Genomic DNA, 19,695 nt, shown 5'->3' with positions numbered 1-19,695 from the left:
CGTCATTCAATTGAAGGCAAGGGAATCCTTCTCAACTTTACCCCCTTGTGACCCGTCAACAATTAATTGACAGACCACTAGTGCATGGATCAGCCCAATCTGATGCTGTGCCTGTGCAAACTGGATCGCGTATTGATGACCGGGTTCGCCCGTGTTGCAGAATTCGACCAGCAATTGATTAAAGGCATTATGATCGTGGAAAAATCTTGCAAAAATCCGAGTCTTCTCATCCGCATCAAAGTCGTTAGGGTTATCTGCAATGCGTAGGATCGGACCAAAGAACTGTCCGAGCGAAAACATCAATTCTGCCTGCTGTCGCTTCCGACTCACCATATACAGCTTCCAAATAGGTAAAGGAGAAAAGAGACGAACTTAAATCCTGAATGAAGCATTCGACGCATAAACATCTACTCCTTTTAAAATTATCAGTCATATCGGCGGGGTAAGCTGTCGCTCATTTAAACTGGGTAAAACGATCGCTAAAGCCCTTGCTGAAAGGTAATCAGACTGAAAAGTTAAATGGTGAACGGCTTAACATCCGCACCACAAGAAACTAATAGGACTTATGCATTTTGCTAAAACCTCAGAGGTTTAAAGCGTCGAGGTTAGTCATAAGGCTCAATTTCTGATTAAAACTTCCGAGGTTTGTGTAAGTCCAGACTAAATAGAACCTTTGCAGGTTAAGTCTGGTTTTTTAGAGTGCTGTCCGCCATGCTTGATGATCAATACTAGCGATCGACCTACCCATCGCTCATGACCGTTTCTCAGTTGGCTTAGGAACTTGATGAATAAGCCTTCAACACACTGAAGTGACGGTTGTGGTAAAGCTTCCAAACCGTCAAGCCTTCACGGGTGTTAGCCTAGAGAGAGGATTTCTGCAAGTATCTTGGTTTCGCGTCCATGAAAAACGTTGTGGTGGGACTCTCTGGCGGAGTCGATAGTTCAACAGCTGCTGCTATTCTTCACGATCAGGGTTATTCGGTCGTTGGTTTGACCCTCTGGCTCATGAAGGGGAAGGGTCAGTGCTGCTCTGAAGGCATGGTGGATGCAGCTCAGCTCTGTGAGCAGTTAGGCATTCCCCATCACATCGTCGATACGCGTGAATCGTTCCAGGAAAATATCGTGGATTACCTGGTGGCTGGGTATAGCACTGGTGTGACGCCACTGCCCTGTTCGCAGTGCAATAAAGCCGTAAAATTTAGCCCGATGCTGCAGTACGCGAAGGAAACCCTGGGGATCGATCGCATCGCTACGGGCCACTATGCTCGCACTCGCTACGACATCGCTACGGGACGCCATCAGCTTCTACGAGCGGTCGATCGCACCAAAGACCAATCCTATTTTCTGTACGACCTATCCCAAGATGTGCTAGCGCGAGTCATCTTTCCCTTGGGAGAACAGGCCAAGACCGAAACGCGTCGTGTGGCGGCTGCGTTTGGCTTGCACACTGCCGACAAGCCCGAAAGCCAGGATCTCTGTTTGGTGGAAGCCAATGGCTCCATGCGGGCTTTTTTGGATAAGTACATCACGCCACAGTCGGGCGACATTGTTGATCAGGCTGGTAATGTGCTGGGTCAGCATGAAGGGGTGCATCACTACACGCTAGGCCAGCGGAAGGGGTTGGGTATTGCCCATAGCGAACCGCTGTATGTCGTGGCACTGGATGCTGCAAACAATCGGGTGATTGTGGGTGATCGCACCGCTACGTTAGCACCTGACTGTACCGTACAGCGTCTCAACTGGGTGTCGATTGATGCACCCACTACACCCATTCGAGCAGAGGTGCAAATCCGCTATCGATCATCTGCTGTCCCTGCAACAATTATTCCACTGGAGAGCGATCGTGTCCGTGTGGTTTTTGACGAGCCTCAATCAAGCGTCACACCCGGTCAGGCTGCTGTCTGGTATGACGGCGACGTATTGCTGGGTGGCGGTATTATCGATCGCTAGGGCTTGAGAAAGGATGATCGGAGCGCTCTTCTTTGCGAGATGCATGGGTTTTTCGGAGCGATCAGCAGTCAGCGGTCAGCCATGAGCGTTGGAATTGTTTTTTCATTTAACTTATCGTTCTGGTGTTTGATCTGACGCTAATTGCTTAGTAGTTCCCTGGAGTGCAGCAACGCTTGAGTAGTTTGTAAGATTTCATCTAATCCGCAGTCTTTCGGCATGACGGCATCTGCCTTGGAGCCCAACGTGCGATCGAACTCCAGATCGCCACGGCTAATGAAGGCGGAAGTCAGAATGGTCAGGGGTAGCTGTTTTAGGTCGGTTTTTAGCTGATGGATGATTTCGATGCCATTCGTAGAGGTCTCATGGCGATGGTTCGGCGCGATCGTAAAATCGACAATGATGAGATCATACGAATCAAGCGCAGAAAGTAGAAAACTTTGAGCATCTGTAAAAGTGATAACGTCAAAATGAGCTCTGAAAAAACGCTGAATGGCAAGGCACCATCGCTCGTCATGGTCGAGTACAGCGACCTTCGGCGCTAAATTGGTCATCGTTGCAATACATTCCTTATGTGGCGAACCGTCCTCAAAGCAACAACAGACCTGGAGCGACAGTGGCACAGGTCGATCCTGCTTGCTTCAGCATGTCTACAAGAGAACCAGAGCCAGCGATCGTCTATTCTGACTCAGGCTTTAAGGTCACATGCTCACACTAAGGTTGCCCATCTACTCATGCTACTTTGCTCACGGAGAGGGAAACTTCAGCTTTTATTAAGCAGCATCGTTGTAAACGTTTGTTAGCATCGTGGCGAAAAAGCAATCAGAGCACTTTTGATATGGCACCTGCAACCGTATTGCGATTCATGCAAAAGACTGCCGAAGACGAAGCGCTACGTCAAGAACTTGAGGCTTTGCTAGGGGTTGGTGATGGCAACATTAGTAGTGAAGCAGAGCTCGATGCTGCCGAAACCGAGGCATTGAAAGGCGAACGTGCTCCTGTTGTGGCGGCTTTTGCGGCTCAGAATGGTTACGCCTTTTCTGCTGAAGATCTGGTTGCTGTGGTCGATGCGTTCCAGAAGCATCAGTCAGGTGAGTTATCCGATGCTGAGTTCGCAACATTCGTCGATGTATCGGTGGACGATGATGCGGCCACACTTGTCTTGGCAAACCCACTGAAGCGCTTAACGCACTATCTGGGCAAAACGTACCTGGGGATTGGCTAGTCAGGGCGATCGCTAGAGGCCTTCTCATCGGCTCTGTCTTTCGAGTAGCACCTGTCGATGGTGTTGCCGACAAGCCTCTTTATGTCATCTGTTCAGGACTTGTTAAAAAATAACGTCACCTTTTGGATGAGCGATCAGCGTTCAACCGGCAGCACTCAGAGCAAAGTCGATCGTTGACGGCTGACAGCAAAACTATGAGGTGATTTCTTTACAGCGCCTGAGTGTCATCCACCTCAGTGTGCCTGAATCAGCTTGGCATCGCTGGTATCGGCACCAGTTAAGGTTGTTCCTGCTAGCAATACATCGGTGAGATCGGTATGGCTCAGAATGGCGTCGGTAAAGTCAGCATTCGTCAAATTGGCGCGCTGCAACTTTGCGTAGCGTAGATTGGCGCTTCGCAAGACCGCGTTGGTCAACGTTGCATCTCGCAGATCGACACCAATGAGATTGGCACCGATCAAGTTGGCACCGCTTAGATCGGCACCGCTCAAATTGGCACCAATCAGATTGGCACCACGAAGCGTCGCCTCAATCAGATCATCGCCTGTTAGCTGCGCTCCCGTGAGGTTGGCGCCACTGAGGTTAGCATGATGAAGGTTAGCACCACTAAAGTTATCGCCGCTTAAGTCGGCACCGCTTAAGTCGGTAGTCTGAAAGTCGGCTTGGCTCAGGTCTGTATGGCTGAGATCCGCCCCGACGAGACTGGGCATGACCTGGGCATTATCTCGCCTCCAATCATTCCAGACCCGAACCCCTTGTCTTAGCAGCGCCATGTGCTCTTCATCAGCCACAAAGTTTTCTCCCCTGCTTCCTCTAGTCGCTATTTAGCTGCAAAGCCATTACAAATTGGTACCATTCCCATTATTCCCAAGTTCGGTCTGATCGGCTGAGATGAGTTCGCCGATCGTTTCGGTCAGAGCTTTGGGATCCATAAAGATGATTTTGGAGTTATCGCTTTCGCTCAACTTCAGATTGGCATCCACATATTTTTGTGCGATCAGGTATTGCAGCACGGCTTGCGAGTTGGGTTGCCCGTGAAGGGCTCTGGAAATGCGTTGAATCGACTCGACCGTTGACTCCGTTTCTGACATCGTTGCTTTGCGCTTACTCTCAGCCGCGCGTTCTAACTCCAGCGATTCCAGCATGGTTTTAGAAGGCGCAAGCTCCTGCACTTCGACTCGCATGACTTTCACGCCCCAGCTTTCGGTTGCTTCGTCCAGTTGATGCAGGAGCGATTGATTAATTTTGTTGCGTCCCGAAACCGTTTCCCGCAGATCCATTTGACCAATCTCACCCCGGAGCGCCGTGACAACCAAATTAGTCAAGGCTGACTCTAGATCTTCAACGCCATAGTAGGCTTTTGGGACATCAAGGATTTTCCAAAACATGACCGCATCAACGGTTAGCGGTACGTTATCGCGGGTAATGGTCTGCTGCGGATCGACGTCAAGAATCTGTTCACGCGTTGTTTCAACCAGCACCGTATCGAAGACAGGAATGACAAAGTTGAGTCCCGGCTTCAAGCTACGCCGATACTGTCCCAGGCGCTCCACAATACCTTCGTTGCCTTCGTTGATGATTTTGACTGAACCAGCGATGTAGCCAACCACTGCTAAGGCCAGGGCGGCAATCAGAGATTCCATAGATATTGCTCCTGCGGGTGATGCAGAGTTAGTAAGTGTATTCAGTTAATTCAATTGTATGCCCAGTCTAGTGAGTCGGAAGGAATTGAGGAAAGGAGCTTTGAGTGGTCAGTGGTCAGTGACTCTAAGAGTTTTGAGTTTTAGCCTTCTGCTTAATCATCTTCTAGATTCAGTAGCTGTTGGTCGATCGCCTGGACGCGCGATCGCACCACATCTTCTGACAGGACTCGCTTCCGGAGAGCTTCGTTAAGGGCATCTTTTTCTGCCAACAGGAGGCGACGACGAATGGCATCGAGGCGAGCAATTCTGCCGCTAGCGGCGGTCAGTTTGTCGGGGCGACGGTTGTAGAAGTCGCGTAAGGTGCGTTCGGCTGCGGCAATACGCACCTGATAACTGGCACGCATTTCTTCGTAAACGGCTTTGGGCAGTACGCCCGTTTTGAGGAGCGTATCCAATTCATCCTGAGCGGCTTTTGCGGTGATGAGCTGGGATTGAAGTGACTCAATCCACTGTTGCGACTCGGAGGTATGCACCAATTCTAGACGGTTGATGAGCCACGGTAGGCTCACCCCCTGCCCGACGAGCGAGAGCAAAACAGAGCCAAAGACAAGCGCAATGAGGGCTTCGCGATCGGGTAGTGCGGCGGGCAAGCTGAGGGCTAAGGCCATCGACAGCGAGCCTTTGATGTTGCCAAGAAAAAGGACGTGCTGCCATCGTAAGGGCAAGTTGCGATCGAACCGCTTGACGATCGCCAGCAGTGGATACACCGACAGAAAGCGTCCTACCTGGTAAGCCAGTACCGCCAACAGCACGGCAGGCAAGGTTCGCAGCAGTGTTTCCAGGTTGATTTCAATGCCAATCAGCAGAAAAATGAAGGTGTTGACCCCAAAGCCTGCATATTCCCAGAAGCTCAGGACGGTAATACGACTGGACGCAGAGACGGTCTGGGAGCGCTCTAGATTGCCGACGACCAGTCCCGCTACTACCACGGCCACGACGCCTGACATTCCTAAGAACTGGCTGAGCTGAAAGGTACCCAGCGCGATCGCGACGGTTAACAGAATATTGCTGAGCGAGTCGTCCGATCGGGCATAGAGTCCTACACCCAGGTAGCCGATCGCCAAGCCGATGATGCCCCCACCGAGGATCACCACCAGTAATTCCTGAATGCCCTCAGCAACAGTGAGGGAGCCTGTCGCGTTTACTTTTAGAATCAAGCTGAACAAGACCAGCGCCATACCATCGTTAAAGAGGCTTTCACCTTCCACAATGGTGATAAGACGCGGCGGCACCGTCACTTCTTTAAAGACAGCAATCACAGAAACCGTATCTGTAATCGCGAGAATCACGCCGATCAGTAGGGCTGAAATCCAGGGCAAGCCTAAGCCAAACTTGAGAATGGCGGCAGTGACACCAGAGGCAATGATGACACCAGGGCCTGCCAGTAGGGTGACGGGCTTGATTGTGCTGCGAAGGCGACTAATATCGGTATTAATCGCGGCTTCAAACAGCAGAATGGGTAGGAAAAGATTAAGAATCAACGCCGAATCGAGTCCAATCCGGCGCGGTAGGAGTTCTGTAATTAACAGTCCGGCCACTACGAGCCCAGTGACATAGGGGATGCGAAGCCACCGTGACACCAGTGCTACACCTGTTGCCACCAACAACAGAATGATGAGCACCGTGACTAATTGAGCGGCGTTCGACTGTTCGCCACCGACGACTGCAAGCAAAGATGTCATGGGAACTTGACCTGAGAGCCAACGCATAGCGCTGGCAAATGGATAAGCTATAGTCAGGTTCAGTGCCTTAGACTTGAACGCTCAGCACTTGACGTTAAACCGAAAGCAATTCCGGTGCGTGACCAGACCCTTCACGCAGTCTAGAGTCTAACGTCTATAGTCCAAAGTCTAGAAGACACTTTTCCAAGTTATTGTGTCAGTTTGAGGAGCTATTTCGGTGAGTCCAGAAGCGCTAGTTCAACCCCTACCCACGATCGCAACCCCCTTGCTTGATCACGACAGTCCTTTCAGTGCAGCGGACTTTGACGAGCATGTGATGACGACCTATGCCCGCTATCCGATCGCCCTGGAGCGTGGAACGGGTTGCCGTGTATGGGATACGGACGGGCGCGAGTATCTGGATTTTGTCGCCGGGATTGCTACCTGTACGTTGGGTCACGCGCATCCGGTGATGGTGAAAGCAGTAACGGAGCAAATTCAGACGCTCCATCATGTCTCTAACCTTTACTACGTACCGCAGCAAGGTGCATTGGCGAAATGGTTGGTCGAACATTCCTGCGCCGATCGCGTGTTCTTCTGCAACTCTGGAGCCGAAGCCAACGAAGGTGCCATCAAACTGGCGCGGAAATACGCTCACGAAGTCCTCAATATTGCGGATCCAGTCATCATTACGGCACACGCCAGCTTCCACGGACGGACACTGGCAACGGTCACTGCGACTGGACAGCCCAAGTACCAGAAAAGCTTCAGCCCGCTGGTGCCTGGTTTCCACTATGTGACGTACAACGATATTGCTGCTCTAGAAACAGCGCTGGATGAACTGGACAATGGTGGGCGGCGAGTCGCAGCTATCATGCTTGAGGCTCTACAAGGAGAAGGCGGAGTGCGTCCGGGCGATCGCGCTTACTTCCAGCGAGTGCGGCAGCTTTGTGATGAGCGCGGCATCCTGCTGATTCTCGATGAAGTACAGGTTGGGATGGGACGCTCTGGGCAACTCTGGGGCTACGAAAATCTGGGCATTGAACCAGACATCTTTACCTCGGCAAAAGGTCTCGGTGGCGGTATTCCGATCGGTGCCATGCTCTGCAAGTCGTTCTGCAATGTCTTCCAACCTGGCGATCATGCGAGCACCTTTGGCGGTAATCCCTTTGCCTGCGGGGTCGCGCTAGCTGTCTGCGAAACGATCGAACGCGAAAACCTGCTGGCAAATGTGCGCGATCGGGGTGAGCAGTTGAGAGAAGGACTAAGGGCGATCGCGCAAAAGTACCCCAATCACATCGCTGAAGTGCGCGGGTGGGGCTTAATCAACGGTCTGGAAATTAAAGCCGACTCGCCGCTGACGTCTCCCGAAATTGTCAAAGTCACAATGGCAAACGGGCTGCTGTTGGTGCCTGCGGGCCCTAAAGTGGTGCGCTTTGTGCCACCGCTGATTGTGACGGCAGATGAGATCAATCAGGCGTTAAGCGCTGTTGAGCAAGCGTTTGCTTCTCTCTAACGCCAAGCCAACAAAAGCGAAGTCAAATCTTTCATCTTTCATTTGCTAGGGACGTTACATGTAACGTCCGTATTTTGGTGAGACGCCTTTGTCTAAGTGATGTCTCGATCGCCATACCAAACCCGAACATATGCGGGAAGGTTCTGCCTATCCGCCCAAATGAGCATACTATACGGAACGATTCCGTCTATCTACCCAAACAGGGGTGTTATGTGGAAACTGTCTGCCTATTCACCCATTTCAGGATGGATCTGTGGAAAGATTCCGTCTAATAACAAGTTAGGCAGCTTCGATCTGAATCTATCAAAGCAAAGATTTTAAGAAGCATTCACGATGACTTTAAAGCGGCAAAGAACTGTGTTTATCCTGCCACTTTCGCTGATGGTAACTTCAGCCTGTCAGTTTAACAGCGGTATCTCTGCTACCCAAGCTAGCCGCCATCGAGAAGCAGAGATACCGACTTCGGGTAGCATCCGCTCTAACCCATCTCAAATCGAGAATAGAGCCTCTTCTTGTGTTGTCAATTCTTCTCCTCAATCGGTTTCATTTCCCCCTCTCCCAGAACCCCTCTTTGTCACTCAGATTCAAAAGACTCATCCTGTAGGTTCGAATTTTGGTATCGGATTTTTAGTTGAACGTAGAGAAGAACGTTCAGACTCTAATCATGCTGAATGGAATCCAGGTTATGAGTGGTTAAGTCATCTGCGCCTTCCCCTCTACGATGCCCCCCATGGCAACGCATGGGGATGGATTGCCTGTGGTTGGCTAGTTGATTTATCCTCCTCTAAGCCCCAAATTTCTAGGCTAGAACCCAGTTTGCTTCAAACTTCTTACGAGACCTTCTCATTTATTGTGTTGAATGAACAATCTGATGGTTGGTTTCAGTTTCGCTATGGCTTACCTACATTGAGCCATCGTGGAGTTGCTTGGGCATATACGTCTCACTTGAGGCTGGGCGATCGCCCACTGAGAATTCAATACTGGAAGGATATTTTTCAACCCAGCGACGTAAACCAAAGGAATAATCGGGGTTGGTTGCAGTTTCGGGATCATGCTCCATCTTCTGATCAGCGACTTAGACGTGAATCTACCCCTACAAGTGAGGTTAGCTTTCCAACTGACGGAACCTTCTTAGAGGGAGACTATGGGATCGAACCGATAGAAATTCAAGGAAACTGGATGCGGGTTCGTATCAGCATTCCCCAAGATTACTGCAAAACACATAGCGAACCGATTGAGTTCCATGAAGGTTGGATTCAGTGGTGGACACCAGAACAAGGGACTCTACTCTACTATCATCCCCGAGGCTGTTGATCAAAGTATTGCAGCATAACCATTCCCGTTCTAGCGTTCTGGATAGTTTAGCGTAAGGGAAACCAATATTGACATCTGTCCAAAGCCTTTACCGCTTTTTTATTCCAGCGATTGATGCCTAACACGTCACGGCAGCGGACGGACAAAAGCCACCTGCTGGGTTGCCAAGTTTATTTTGCCGCCGCTGCGTTTTGCCGTTACCGCTTCGTTTTAGGTTGTGATCGTAGAGCATAGTCGGTCTCCATTAATTCGTATTGACATCGTACATACGCCTTGTCTAAAATAACAGAGTATAAGTGTGTACTTTGTCCTGAATGGCATTACCTTCTCTTGGGATGATGAAAAAGCGCGAATCAATCCGCTCAATCATGATGGGATTACCTTTCAGCAAGCGGCTGAAGCTTTTTTCGATCCCTTCCTCATGCTTGTTGATGTGAGCCGCAATGATGAGGCACGGGATGCTGTCATTGGGCTAGATGCTCGATGGAATCTGCTGTATGTCGTTCACATTCAGCAAGAAGAGATGGGCATACGGATTATCTCAGCACGCAAAGCAACTCGTCAGGAGAGAGCAGATTATGAAAGTTGAAGCCCTAAAGCAACGCCTCGATCGCAACCGCCCGATGACCAGTGTGACCATTAGGATGCCTGAAGATGTGGTAGAAGATCTGAAGAGAGTTGCGCCGTTATTGGGGTTTTCAGGCTATCAGCCTTTAATTCGCGCCTATATCGGTCAAGGGTTGCGAGTTGATTTAGAGCGATTTGAAGGTGAAACGGTGACAGCTTTGGTAGCAAGTTTGAAACGTCGTGGCGTGAGTGACTCGGTGATTGAGGAGGCGTTGAGTGAAGTCGCTCATGCTACATCTAATTGATCGCACCTTGCCAGCGGTAGAACAACCCCGCTGCGCCTGAACAATTCAACATCGTTGGTTAGTTACAAAGACTATCTGCGTCCGGTGAGCGCAAACGTTAGGTGGCAATCCCGAACCTTTTATCCAAAACTCATAGAGAGCGATCGCTAGCTTGACTCAGTAACGAAACAATAGCCGTGACTAACATTGTGACGCCTGCTGCAATAAATAAGCCTGTCAAATTTATTTCAAGCAGCACACCAGAGATGGCTTGAGAGAAGGGATCAAGCGCCACCGATGCAAACATGACCAGACTCATCATGCGACCTTGCATGGAGATGACAGTTTCCTGTTGCAACCAGGTGATTCCGAGCACGCCGACAATGCCACCACCCATTCCCATCATCATCATGATAGTTGCAGCGATCCAGGGGTGAGGGGCAAAACCTAGCGCAATTAGTCCTAAACCCAGCACACCCGCCAGTAACACTAAGGGTGTTTTGAGCTGCTTAATCGCACTCATCTGACCCGCAATCCAGACTCCCAGTAATGCCCCAATGCCGTAAGCCGATTGCAAGTAGCCAAATGTTGTTGCATCGGCATCAAACCGCACCGTGACCAACTCGGCAACGCCAACCACAATGGGTCCTAAAATGGCGAAATTAATCATGGCGATCAGTAGCAAACTGATCCGAATGCCGGCATGTTTCCAGGCATAGTTCAGACCTTCTACAATACCGCTGGTCAGTGCCTGCGGTTCTAGGGTCACAATCGCCGGGTTGTGACGGATTCGCAGCAGATAGACGCAGCCTGCACCGATCGCAAAGAGGGTGGTATTGAAGGCAAAGGCGGCGGTTAAACCCAGAGTACCGATTATCAACCCTGCCGCTGCCGGACCAATCACATTGGTAATCTGCTCACTCCCTTGCATCCAGGCGTTGGCCTGCCCTAAGCGAGCTTTGCGAATCAGGCGGGGCAGCAAGGCAAGCGTCGCGGGGTACAAAAAGGCATCGGAGATGCCGAATAGAGCGGCAATCACAACCACGACCTGAAGATGAAAGGTGTCGGTCACCAACATCATGGTCATCAATCCAGACAACATGGTGTTTATGACAGTGGCGATCGCCGCAATAGCGTTGGGTGGGAAGCGATCGCTGATGACACCGCCCACCAGCATGAGCAAGCCACGGGGAATTGCGGCTGCCATTAATACTGCTCCTAAAGCAACACCTGAGCCTGTTTTTTGCAGTACCAGCCAGGTTAGTGCCACAAACCAGAATTGAGCAGCACAAAAAATGAAGGTTTGACCCAACCATAGCCAGCGAAAACTGGGGAGTTGTAGAGGGGATTTCAGCACGATTTCTCACTCATCTCATGCGAAGGTTGGTTAAATTGGCTACTTGTCTAGAAAGAGCTCATTGACAGGGCGATCGCGAACATTGATGTCAGGAAACAGGCGCACCATAGAGTCAAAAAGCTACCTGACTGTTTGCGAGATCAGCCCCATCCTTTTGGATTGAGGCATGATCCCGCAACAGCATCTTCTAGAAATTACTGATTATTGATCGGTTGAAGATTCAACTCCCTCTGCCACTGAGTCAGGGGCTTTTCCCAATCCTCTTCCCACTTCTGGGCAAAGAGTGGTTTGGTCGTTTTACCCATTTGAAAACCCTGGGCGATCGCTGCCAGCAACTTGGGCAACATATCTGGTTCCATCAGGGTGGTGGATATCAAACTATTTGCGACCAACATGGTTCCCAGCGGATAGGGAAACTGTGGCAAATGGAATGCCTGCAAGCCAATTTCATCGATTTCGGAAGTGTCAAAGCCGGTCACAATATGCCACAGATCATGAGTCTGGCTCAGTCGTAGCTCAACATATTCAGCATCCGATTTTGCGGTCATTCCAGCATGGAGATTGGGATCGAACCCTGCTTTCTTCATCTGGGCTGCGTAGATATGCCCCAGAGAATCGGTGGGCAAGGTCAGTAAGGTATCAAGGTCGTGGGCAGGCGGAATGTAGCGATCGCGGATCAGGGCAGCACAAGCTGGATCTTGGTTTAAGTGGTGAGCCACTAGATCATAGGCAGGAGTTGCCAACAAGCCATAGGCCAGATCACCAACCGTTTGCAGGCTATTGTCTCCAAAGAGCATCGATACCGATGCTTTAACAAGAGCCAGCTTTGCCAGAAATGAATGAAAACTCTTAAGGATTGGATTCTGTATCTGCTGTTGCACATGAGAGTTAGCAGATGCATTGGACGTAGCGGCATTGAGCAGTTGCATAGGAAATCACTCCAAAAATTTAAAGGTTGACCAATTGAACACATCAAAAACACTCAGGCACTTCTACCAAAGCAAGTCATTGAGCAGCCCATAGACACCGACAAAATCAATCCTGGAGATCGCGCTGAAATAACGAACCTGTGCATGAATCCGTTCCACTCCAGATGTAAAGAGCAACTTGAGCGGTGCGATCGCCAACACCAACCAGGGAGCACACTGGTAGCGCGCAAAACGAAACCCAACGTGGACGTATTGCCGAAGACAGCGAGAGCGCATACTGGCTCTGTCAGTGCCAGAGTTTGGAATCAGCAAATTCTGGGACATCACATGACTCTCTGGAGCAAACTGAGTTAGTATGTGAGCATCGCTCATGTTTTTATAATATGAGCGGCTCTCATGTTTTGTCAAGCAAAATGTGAGTAACCCTCATTTATTTCTAAAAGCCAGGTAGAACGCTCATGTCTGAAAGCCCACTAGCCACAGGCGGAATGCGCCGCAAACCGCGACAGGCTCGCAGTCAGGAGCGAGTCAATCGCATTTTGGATGTGGCAGAAGACCTGTTTGCCAGCCAGGGTTACACCGCAACGACGACCAACGCGATCGCCACTCAAGCCCAGGTACCGATCGGGTCGCTCTATCAGTTCTTTCCAGACAAGGCAGCGATTCTACAAGCCTTAGCCCTGCGTTATGGGGAAATGCTGCATCAACAGTTAGCAGCCATTGATGAGGCAGAGCTAGTCGCCCTCTCCTTATCGGATTACGTGGATCAGTTGATTGATACTACTGATCGCTTCTTTACCGAAAACCCCAGCTACTATGCCATTTTTATGGAGGTTCAGGGAACGATCCGCGAATTGGCAGAAATCGATGAGGCAACGGATGCCAAGTTAATCCAGGATCTGGCCAACTCCTTAGCCAAACGCAATGCAAGCTCAGAACCGATGGATTATGAAGCGATCGCCTATGTGTTGGTGAAAGCGATCGGAACGTTACTGTGGCTATCCCTCAGCCAAGAGAAACTGTTTCGGCAGCGATTGGTAAAAGAGACAAAGCGGTTTGCTTTAAACTACCTGCAAAACTATTTCCCATCCGATCCAATGCCACCTAACAATGCGGCTGGAGCGGACTGACCAATACTTCTGATGTCGAGGCAAAAATTACTTGCAGCCGCTCAACACGACCGTTAGGCCTCTTGCCATAAGCAATGTATACGCATATAGTACGCATGTTCGCGCACGCACCAAATCTACCCCGGGAGCAACTCATCATGCTTGACCATATGACTTTCCGCGTGGCTGATATTGATCGCGCCAAAGCGTTTTACAGTGCTGCCCTTGCGCCATTGGGCTACAACGTATCCTTCGAAGGCAACTACGGTATGAACATTTTGGGGCTTGCCTACCCTGACGCCTCTGAGCCTGACGGCAAAAAGGCCGATGTATGGTTCATCGATGGCCCCTCACCATACGGGGGGCCACCAGCGACTACTGGCTGTCACCTGGCATGGCGGGCAGAGACTCGTGCTCAAGTAGATGCTTTTTACCTTGCAGCGATCACCGCCGGAGGAAAAGACAATGGTGCCCCCGGTCTCCGCCCAGATTATCACTCTCACTACTATGGTGCCTTCGTCATTGACCCAGAAGGCAATAACATTGAAGCAGTCTGCCATCAGCCCGAATAAGTAACATACCATGCCTCCGTGCCCCAGCCTAACTGGCGGTTCAACGCGGACGCGGATACCCCGCACCGATTCGGCACGGCCTTATGGGCACCGATTAACCTGAACGTTAAAGCTCAAGTCCAGCCTCGAATAGCGATCGCAACTAGCATGAGTGGGGTGCAGCGTTGGAACAGTCAAGTGACATCGATCGCGCCCAACGCGGTACAGTAAGGGCATAGTCGTTACAATCCGAAACAGTGACTTCATCGCCCGTCGCCAAGCCCGTCGCAAAACCTCAACGTCGATCGCTGCAAGCAGCCCCTGCGAAGGTTTTTCACTGGGTCAACATCATCAGTCTGTTTCTCATGCTGACCAGCGGGTTGCAGATTTACAATGCCAATCCAGTCTTTGGTGGACGGGAGGGTTTTCACTTTCCTTTTGTTGGCTTGCTTGGCGGTTGGTTGGCAGGTGGACGGCACTGGCACTTCGCTGCTATGTGGTTTTTCTCCTTGAATCTGCTCTGGTATGGCGTGTACGTTTTAGTGACCCAGCGCTGGAAGCATCGCTATGTGGGTGGTAACGACATCAAGGCATTGCAGCAGAGCAAAAATCCCAAACGTCGCGTTTACGCATGGCACCGCATTGTCTATACGTCGATTATTCCAATTCTCTTGCTGGCGCTGCTGAGTGGCGTAGGCATGTACAAACCGGCCCAGTTTCATTGGATTGTGGACTTCTTTGGCGATTGGTTTGCTTTGAGAGTGGTCCATTTTTTGACCGTGCCCACCGTGATTGTGTTTGCGATCGTCCATTCTTTGCTGGCGCTTAAAGCTGGCGGTGAACGGTTAGTTGATTCTATGTTTCTGGAGGAGTGAAAGAATTAGCCGTCAGCCGTCAGCCGTCAAGGGTGAGTGGTCAGGTGAGTTCAAAACTCAAAACTCTTACGCCTTTCCCTTCTCCTAAAACTCAAAACTCAAAACTCAGAACTTTTCCCCGCCCCTCATGTTCCCGACTCCTGACACTCCCGACTCCCTTCCTCGCCGCAGTTTTCTTCGCATTGCTGGACTCACAGGCGCAGGATGGATCGTCAGTACTGCTGGTTTGACGTTGGCAGAAAGTCTAGCTGGCAAACTATTTATGCCTGTGAACGATCGACTGGATGCGTTGTTGCTAAACCCGCAAAAGCTGATACCAGAGTTTTCGGCCAGCGCGATCGAGCCAACCGCGTTGATTGAGAATACGTTTCGGTTCATCCCGCGTATCGAGCCAGAGACGTTTCGGCTGACGATCGAGGGTGCTGTCAACAACCCGCTTAGTTTGGAACTGGCGAGCCTGCAGCAAATGCCGCTCACCTCAATGGTGATTCGTCATGTGTGTGTTGAAGGGTGGGCCGCGATCGTTCAGTGGGGTGGTATCAGGCTGCGGGATCTCATTCAACTCGCGCAACCAAAGGCAGACGTGCGTTACGTCTACTTTCAGTCGGCTGATGGCTACTATGAAAGCTGGGATCTAGCCTCAGCGCTTCACCCTCAAACGCTGCTTGCTTATCAAATGAATGGTGCGCCGTTACCGGCTAAAAACGGTGCGCCGTTGCGGTTGGCATCGCCTCTTAAGTTGGGCTACAAGCAAAGCAAGTGGGTGACAGGTATTACTCTGGTCAGCGACCTGTCGCAGCAGAAGGGGTATTGGGAAGATCTCGGTTACGAGTGGTTTGCAGGGCTTTAAAGGCTAGAGCACTGAGAGCTGCAAAGCAAAATAATTAGGGCTGCAAAATTAACTGCCACTCAACGGCTTTAGCATCCCAAGTTGGTACGGCTGTTTCGTCCACAACATAAGGCCCCCAATACCGTCCAGAGCCATCTTGGGCAAAGGCAACCAGCACGTCGCCTTTTTTCAACTTGAGGGTGCGATCGGGCAACGAAACCAGCAAACCTTTGGCACCACCCTCTTCGGGAGCAAAATCCCAGTGTGCAGGAACTTCATAGCTGGGCTGCGCCACTGATTTGGCACTTGACGCAGCGCTCCCTTCAGACAAGGCAGCGTTGGCAGAGGCTTTCCTCGACAACAGAGCGACACGCACTGGGTAACTAGTAGGGTTGCCAATCCGGAAGACTCCCTGGCGGGTGGCTAATGCTCCAACCGGTTTGGCAAGAGGAAGCTCTGCCTGTTGGGTTGGCGTTGCTGCAGGTGCGGTTGCGCTATTGGGAGTCGATGTGGGCTGGCCTCCCGTTGCTTTTGTGGCTTCACTAATGGGTGCTGGCAGTGGGTCGAGCGTTGAGGGTACGATCACGGTGACAGTGAAGCGCTTCAACACAACCCATGCACTCACTACACACAAGACGGTCGCTAAAGTCACGCCAGCGGCAAACTGCCACCGTGACTTCATCTGCTTCACTGTTTTGCTTGCCATTGCCTGTCTGCCATCCACATCCCTACCCTAGTGATAACAATCTTTGGGTTCATACGGGCGAGAAACATTCTAAATTAAGCAAAAAAGGATCGTTTGCTAGCGAGGTCTACGCTGGCTAGCTTGAGGTGCTGCTGATTAGGAAATTAAGAGAACAGAAGGGATGCAAAATACTCGTCTAAATAGTCTGGTGGACGTGACGATCGAGCGCCTCAACGGCTGGTTAAGTAACCCGTGGCGACGGTCGTCTGTGCTGATTATCAGCCTGCTTTTCGGTAATTATTTAGGGCCAGCCATTTCGTTAGTAGCCGGTCAACGGGGGCAGTTAGATATTGTCGTTGCGGCGCTGCTTGTTGCCCTTATGGAACTGGTGAGTGTCGTCGTCTATCGCCGCAAACCACAGGCCACGCGATCGCTGCTGCTGGATTGCCTCAATGCCATCAAAGTGGGTTTGACCTACAGTTTGTTTGTGGATGCATTCAAGTTGGGTTCATAGAAAGCGGTCAGCAGTCAATAGAAAGCAGTCAGCGGTCAGCGGTCAGCGGTCAGGTCAGCGGTCAGCAGTCAGCGGTCAGCGGTCAGCTTGGATTTAAGGCTGAAGGCTGAAGGCTGAAAGCTGAAAGCGGGCTCCTGGCATAAGTGCTATAAATCAAACTAGACGCTCATTCGTTGCCCATGACTCCTATTGATTTGTCTCTCGCTACGTTGTCAGTGCCTCAAGCGTTGTCTGCTGCAATTCAGTCGAAGTTTTTAGCGCTGCGATCGCTGCTTGCCACGCATCAGCTGGATGGCTATCTTGTTCCTGCTGCTGACGAGCATTTGAATGAGTATTTACCAGAGGCAAAGCAGCGACGGATCTGGATTAGTGGCTTTTCGGGTTCGGCTGGCGATTTACTGGTCGGGCAAGAGAACGCATGGCTGTTTGTCGATTCGCGCTATTACGAGCAGGCTGATCTGGAGGTTGATCCCTCGTTGATCCAAGTGTCTAAGCTGGGGTTAGAGCAGCAGAAGACCCTTGATGAAACCCTGGAGGCATTGGGGCGAGAGGCGATCAAAGCAGATTCTACCTTTCGTTTAGGGTTTGACCCGTTTACCATTACTGTCAGCCAGTTTCGCAGCTTTGAGCAGCAGCTAGAACCGTCAGGCGTGACGCTGGTGCCGCTTGCTGGTAATTTGGTCGATCGCGTCCGTTTGCAAGAGCCGTGGGTCACAGCGGAGCCACTGCCTGCCTACGCCGTTTCCAAGCTGTTTTACTTGCCGGATGCGCTGACAGGAGCCACGATCGCAGAAAAACTGAAGCGTGTGCGGGAAGCCTTGCAAAAAGCCAATGCGGACGTTCTGCCCATCACAAAACTGGATCAGATTGCGTGGCTCTACAACTTGCGCGGCTGGGATGTGCCCTACAACCCCGTGTTCATCGCTTATACGATCGTCACAAATACCGAAGCTTACCTCTTCACCAACCTCGATCGCATCCCTCTGGATCTGCAAGAGCTGCTGCAAGCTCAGGTCGCCTTGCTGCCGTATGAAGCGTATGCCGAGACACTGAAAGCGCTGGTGGCTCAATCTCCAAACCATCGGGTATTGCTTGACCCAAAACACACCACTATGGGCACGCATGAGCTGCTTACTGATCCCTTTGCTGCGATCGCGTGCAAAATTAGCGAAGCCAACAACCCGATCGAGGGCATGAAAGCCCGCAAGAATGCGATCGAAGTGTCGCAAATGCAGCAGGCAAACTTGAAGGCCAGCCGTGCCAAAGCCCGCACGTTGAAATGGGTTGCTGATCAATTTAACAGCGGGAAAACGCTCACAGAAGCCGATGTGGCAGCCACGGTGGAGCGGTTTTATGCGGAAGAAGCTGACTTTCAGGGCTTAAGCTTCAATACGATCGCAGGTGCAGGAGCCAACAGTTCGATCGTCCATTACGGCACGCCCAACCCTCAGCGAGTGCTGCATTCGGGCGAATTTCTGCTGCTCGACTCTGGCGCACAGTACGCATCCGGCACTACAGACGATACGCGCACCTTAGTTGTTGGGGATCCCACACCAGAGCAAGTGGAGTGCTACACCGAAGTGCTCAAGTCGCACATTAACTGTGCCATGCAACGGTTTCCCAAAGGGACGACGGGAGCGCAACTGGACGGTATTGCACGATCGACTCTCTGGTTCGCTGGCTTAGATTATGGACATGGGACGGGGCACGGCGTCGGCGCGTTTCTCAACGTACATGAAGGCCCCAATGGCATTAGCAAGCGAGTGAGCGAACCGCTGGAACCGGGTATGGTCACCAGTATTGAACCAGGCTTTTACAAACCGGGTTGGGGCGGTATTCGTATTGAGAATCTCTACGTCGTCAAGGACTTGACTCCGAAAGATGAGACACCCACAGCAGACGCAAAGCCCGATCCCAATAAGCTTTCCTGGTATGGCTTCGAATCGTTGACCTACATTCCCTTTGACAAGCGATTGATCGATCGCGATCGCCTCGACAATCGCCAACGCCAATGGCTTGAACAATACAACAAGGCGATCGTTGCCAAGCTCACTCCCACTCTCACCCCAGAGGAAACCGCATGGCTCAAGGATGTTTGCACGTACTAGCGGCCTTGATTATCGCTTGAGAGACAGCAACAGCATCGATCTCAGCATCGCTCTATCATTTCGCGTCTTGAAACCAACCTCTTGAAGCCAACCTAAAGGCCTGTAAGGAAAAAGGCCAGACAGCATCAGTCAAGCATTGGTTTACCAAACATGCACCTGGTGGCTATTGTTACAACAGCAAAGGAGCATAAGGATCACCATGTCTAGTCTTTTGCTGCCTGTCCTTAACAGTTCATTCACCTGTAAATAGAAGCTATCAACTCGGTTTGTCAATCCCATGTTCCCAGGATGAACTTAAAATGACATTTGTTTGCGTATCTGGGAGCAAAACTAATGCTGATAGCGTCTACCTTGTAGCCTCTGCCTTGTAGCCTCTGCACCGGGAGTATGCAACGCCAAAGATGTCTAGCCTTCACTCCACCGCGACGTCAGTGTGACCACAACGTCATACATCTGATCTAGATTTTGGATAGGCTAGGATGAGCGGTAAGGGTGAGTGCGGTGCTCTCAATCATCCTCTC

Annotated in this window: 21 protein-coding genes and 1 pseudogene; 13 read left to right on the top strand and 9 right to left on the bottom strand. The window is 51.1% G+C overall.

Annotated features, from left to right (window positions below; genetic code table 11):
* Window positions 1-6 precede the first annotated feature (6 nt).
* On the bottom strand, window positions 7-333 hold the full coding sequence (locus C7B82_RS27895; RefSeq protein WP_106260235.1) for a hypothetical protein: 327 nt from the start codon (window positions 331-333) through the stop codon (window positions 7-9).
* A gap of 561 nt (window positions 334-894) precedes the next feature.
* Between C7B82_RS27895 and mnmA the strand changes: the two are divergent.
* Window positions 895-1,950, top strand: a pseudogene (gene mnmA, locus C7B82_RS27890) (tRNA 2-thiouridine(34) synthase MnmA); the annotation flags it as partial.
* A gap of 137 nt (window positions 1,951-2,087) precedes the next feature.
* On the opposite strand, the gene C7B82_RS27885 reads toward mnmA, so the two are convergent.
* Window positions 2,088-2,570 carry a response regulator transcription factor gene (locus tag C7B82_RS27885; RefSeq protein ID WP_146141291.1) on the bottom strand — a complete coding sequence of 161 codons (483 nt, stop codon included), beginning with the start codon at window positions 2,568-2,570 and terminating at the stop codon, window positions 2,088-2,090.
* Between the two features lie 215 nt (window positions 2,571-2,785).
* On the opposite strand from C7B82_RS27885, the gene C7B82_RS27880 reads away from it, so the two are divergent.
* Window positions 2,786-3,172 (top strand): hypothetical protein, encoded by a 387-nt coding sequence (locus C7B82_RS27880; RefSeq protein WP_106260230.1) that lies wholly within the window; start codon window positions 2,786-2,788, stop codon window positions 3,170-3,172.
* Between the two features lie 233 nt (window positions 3,173-3,405).
* Here the strand turns inward: C7B82_RS27880 and C7B82_RS27875 are convergent, their stop codons facing one another.
* The 3 genes from C7B82_RS27875 to C7B82_RS27865 form a co-directional block, all read right to left on the bottom strand.
* Window positions 3,406-3,963: a pentapeptide repeat-containing protein gene (locus tag C7B82_RS27875; protein WP_106260228.1), complete on the bottom strand. Its 558-nt coding sequence runs from the start codon at window positions 3,961-3,963 to the stop codon at window positions 3,406-3,408.
* Between the two features lie 48 nt (window positions 3,964-4,011).
* Window positions 4,012-4,815 carry an SPFH domain-containing protein gene (locus tag C7B82_RS27870; protein WP_106260226.1) on the bottom strand — a complete coding sequence of 268 codons (804 nt, stop codon included), beginning with the start codon at window positions 4,813-4,815 and terminating at the stop codon, window positions 4,012-4,014.
* Between the two features lie 152 nt (window positions 4,816-4,967).
* Window positions 4,968-6,557: a cation:proton antiporter gene (locus tag C7B82_RS27865; RefSeq protein WP_219904734.1), complete on the bottom strand. Its 1,590-nt coding sequence runs from the start codon at window positions 6,555-6,557 to the stop codon at window positions 4,968-4,970.
* 217 nt (window positions 6,558-6,774) lie between these two features.
* Between C7B82_RS27865 and C7B82_RS27860 the strand changes: the two genes are divergently transcribed.
* From C7B82_RS27860 to C7B82_RS27845, 4 genes are all read left to right on the top strand, one after another.
* Entirely contained in the window at window positions 6,775-8,052 is a 1,278-nt protein-coding gene (locus C7B82_RS27860; RefSeq protein ID WP_339375105.1) for an aspartate aminotransferase family protein, read from the top strand.
* Between the two features lie 855 nt (window positions 8,053-8,907).
* Window positions 8,908-9,366, top strand: coding sequence for a hypothetical protein (locus C7B82_RS32775; protein ID WP_181357733.1), 459 nt, complete (start codon window positions 8,908-8,910; stop codon window positions 9,364-9,366).
* 298 nt (window positions 9,367-9,664) lie between these two features.
* The gene (locus C7B82_RS27850; RefSeq protein WP_245940129.1) at window positions 9,665-9,955 is read left to right on the top strand and encodes a BrnT family toxin; all 291 of its coding nucleotides are present in this window, start codon (window positions 9,665-9,667) and stop codon (window positions 9,953-9,955) included.
* Window positions 9,945-10,238 carry a hypothetical protein gene (locus tag C7B82_RS27845; protein ID WP_106260218.1) on the top strand — a complete coding sequence of 98 codons (294 nt, stop codon included), beginning with the start codon at window positions 9,945-9,947 and terminating at the stop codon, window positions 10,236-10,238. Before C7B82_RS27850 ends, C7B82_RS27845 begins: the two co-directional genes overlap by 11 nt.
* Before the next feature lie 130 nt (window positions 10,239-10,368).
* On the opposite strand, the gene C7B82_RS27840 is transcribed toward C7B82_RS27845, so the two are convergent.
* The 3 genes from C7B82_RS27840 to C7B82_RS27830 form a co-directional block, all read right to left on the bottom strand.
* A complete protein-coding gene (locus tag C7B82_RS27840) occupies window positions 10,369-11,574 on the bottom strand; it encodes an MFS transporter (RefSeq protein WP_181357732.1) in 1,206 nt (401 codons plus the stop codon).
* Window positions 11,575-11,768: 194 nt separating this feature from the next.
* Window positions 11,769-12,503 carry a Coq4 family protein gene (locus C7B82_RS27835; protein WP_106260214.1) on the bottom strand — a complete coding sequence of 245 codons (735 nt, stop codon included), beginning with the start codon at window positions 12,501-12,503 and terminating at the stop codon, window positions 11,769-11,771.
* 63 nt (window positions 12,504-12,566) lie between these two features.
* Window positions 12,567-12,827: a hypothetical protein gene (locus C7B82_RS27830; protein WP_219904733.1), complete on the bottom strand. Its 261-nt coding sequence runs from the start codon at window positions 12,825-12,827 to the stop codon at window positions 12,567-12,569.
* A gap of 134 nt (window positions 12,828-12,961) precedes the next feature.
* Here C7B82_RS27830 and C7B82_RS27825 point away from each other — a divergent pair, with 134 nt between their 5' ends.
* From C7B82_RS27825 to C7B82_RS27810, 5 genes are all read left to right on the top strand, one after another.
* A complete protein-coding gene (locus tag C7B82_RS27825) occupies window positions 12,962-13,633 on the top strand; it encodes a TetR/AcrR family transcriptional regulator (RefSeq protein ID WP_106260211.1) in 672 nt (223 codons plus the stop codon).
* A 137-nt stretch (window positions 13,634-13,770) separates the two neighbouring features.
* Window positions 13,771-14,184, top strand: a complete 414-nt coding sequence (locus C7B82_RS27820) for a VOC family protein (RefSeq protein ID WP_106260244.1) — start codon at window positions 13,771-13,773, stop codon at window positions 14,182-14,184.
* Between the two features lie 18 nt (window positions 14,185-14,202).
* Entirely contained in the window at window positions 14,203-14,394 is a 192-nt protein-coding gene (locus C7B82_RS31705; protein WP_146141290.1) for a hypothetical protein, read from the top strand.
* Window positions 14,395-14,420: 26 nt separating this feature from the next.
* Window positions 14,421-15,038 (top strand): cytochrome b/b6 domain-containing protein, encoded by a 618-nt coding sequence (locus C7B82_RS27815; RefSeq protein ID WP_106260209.1) that lies wholly within the window; start codon window positions 14,421-14,423, stop codon window positions 15,036-15,038.
* 127 nt (window positions 15,039-15,165) lie between these two features.
* A complete protein-coding gene (locus C7B82_RS27810; protein WP_106260207.1) occupies window positions 15,166-15,888 on the top strand; it encodes a molybdopterin-dependent oxidoreductase in 723 nt (240 codons plus the stop codon).
* 34 nt (window positions 15,889-15,922) lie between these two features.
* Here the strand turns inward: C7B82_RS27810 and C7B82_RS27805 are convergent, their stop codons facing one another.
* Window positions 15,923-16,573, bottom strand: coding sequence for a hypothetical protein (locus tag C7B82_RS27805; protein WP_106260205.1), 651 nt, complete (start codon window positions 16,571-16,573; stop codon window positions 15,923-15,925).
* Between the two features lie 160 nt (window positions 16,574-16,733).
* Between C7B82_RS27805 and C7B82_RS27800 the strand changes: the two genes are divergently transcribed.
* Complete coding sequence (locus tag C7B82_RS27800; RefSeq protein WP_106260203.1) at window positions 16,734-17,066, top strand: DUF565 domain-containing protein; 333 nt, start codon at window positions 16,734-16,736, stop codon at window positions 17,064-17,066.
* A 179-nt stretch (window positions 17,067-17,245) separates the two neighbouring features.
* On the top strand, window positions 17,246-19,174 hold the full coding sequence (locus C7B82_RS27795) for an aminopeptidase P family protein (RefSeq protein WP_106260201.1): 1,929 nt from the start codon (window positions 17,246-17,248) through the stop codon (window positions 19,172-19,174).
* Window positions 19,175-19,695: the final 521 nt, after the last annotated feature.

This window comes from Stenomitos frigidus ULC18, assembly GCF_003003795.1.
Classification (GTDB): Bacteria; Cyanobacteriota; Cyanobacteriia; order Leptolyngbyales; family Leptolyngbyaceae; genus Stenomitos; species Stenomitos frigidus_A.
The sequence above is the reverse complement of the archived record's forward strand: the minus strand, read 5'-3'. Positions and strand labels throughout refer to the sequence as shown.

Coding starts and splice junctions, on each gene's coding strand:
- C7B82_RS27895 (WP_106260235.1), bottom strand. CDS start 333: ATGGTGAGTCGGAAGCGACAGCAGGCAGAATTGATGTTTTCGCTCGGA.
- C7B82_RS27880 (WP_106260230.1), top strand. CDS start 2,786: ATGGCACCTGCAACCGTATTGCGATTCATGCAAAAGACTGCCGAAGAC.
- C7B82_RS27870 (WP_106260226.1), bottom strand. CDS start 4,815: ATGGAATCTCTGATTGCCGCCCTGGCCTTAGCAGTGGTTGGCTACATC.
- C7B82_RS27865 (WP_219904734.1), bottom strand. CDS start 6,557: ATGACATCTTTGCTTGCAGTCGTCGGTGGCGAACAGTCGAACGCCGCT.
- C7B82_RS27845 (WP_106260218.1), top strand. CDS start 9,945: ATGAAAGTTGAAGCCCTAAAGCAACGCCTCGATCGCAACCGCCCGATG.
- C7B82_RS27835 (WP_106260214.1), bottom strand. CDS start 12,503: ATGCAACTGCTCAATGCCGCTACGTCCAATGCATCTGCTAACTCTCAT.
- C7B82_RS27830 (WP_219904733.1), bottom strand. CDS start 12,827: ATGTCCCAGAATTTGCTGATTCCAAACTCTGGCACTGACAGAGCCAGT.
- C7B82_RS27825 (WP_106260211.1), top strand. CDS start 12,962: ATGTCTGAAAGCCCACTAGCCACAGGCGGAATGCGCCGCAAACCGCGA.
- C7B82_RS27820 (WP_106260244.1), top strand. CDS start 13,771: ATGCTTGACCATATGACTTTCCGCGTGGCTGATATTGATCGCGCCAAA.
- C7B82_RS27810 (WP_106260207.1), top strand. CDS start 15,166: ATGTTCCCGACTCCTGACACTCCCGACTCCCTTCCTCGCCGCAGTTTT.
- C7B82_RS27805 (WP_106260205.1), bottom strand. CDS start 16,573: ATGGCAAGCAAAACAGTGAAGCAGATGAAGTCACGGTGGCAGTTTGCC.
- C7B82_RS27800 (WP_106260203.1), top strand. CDS start 16,734: ATGCAAAATACTCGTCTAAATAGTCTGGTGGACGTGACGATCGAGCGC.
- C7B82_RS27795 (WP_106260201.1), top strand. CDS start 17,246: ATGACTCCTATTGATTTGTCTCTCGCTACGTTGTCAGTGCCTCAAGCG.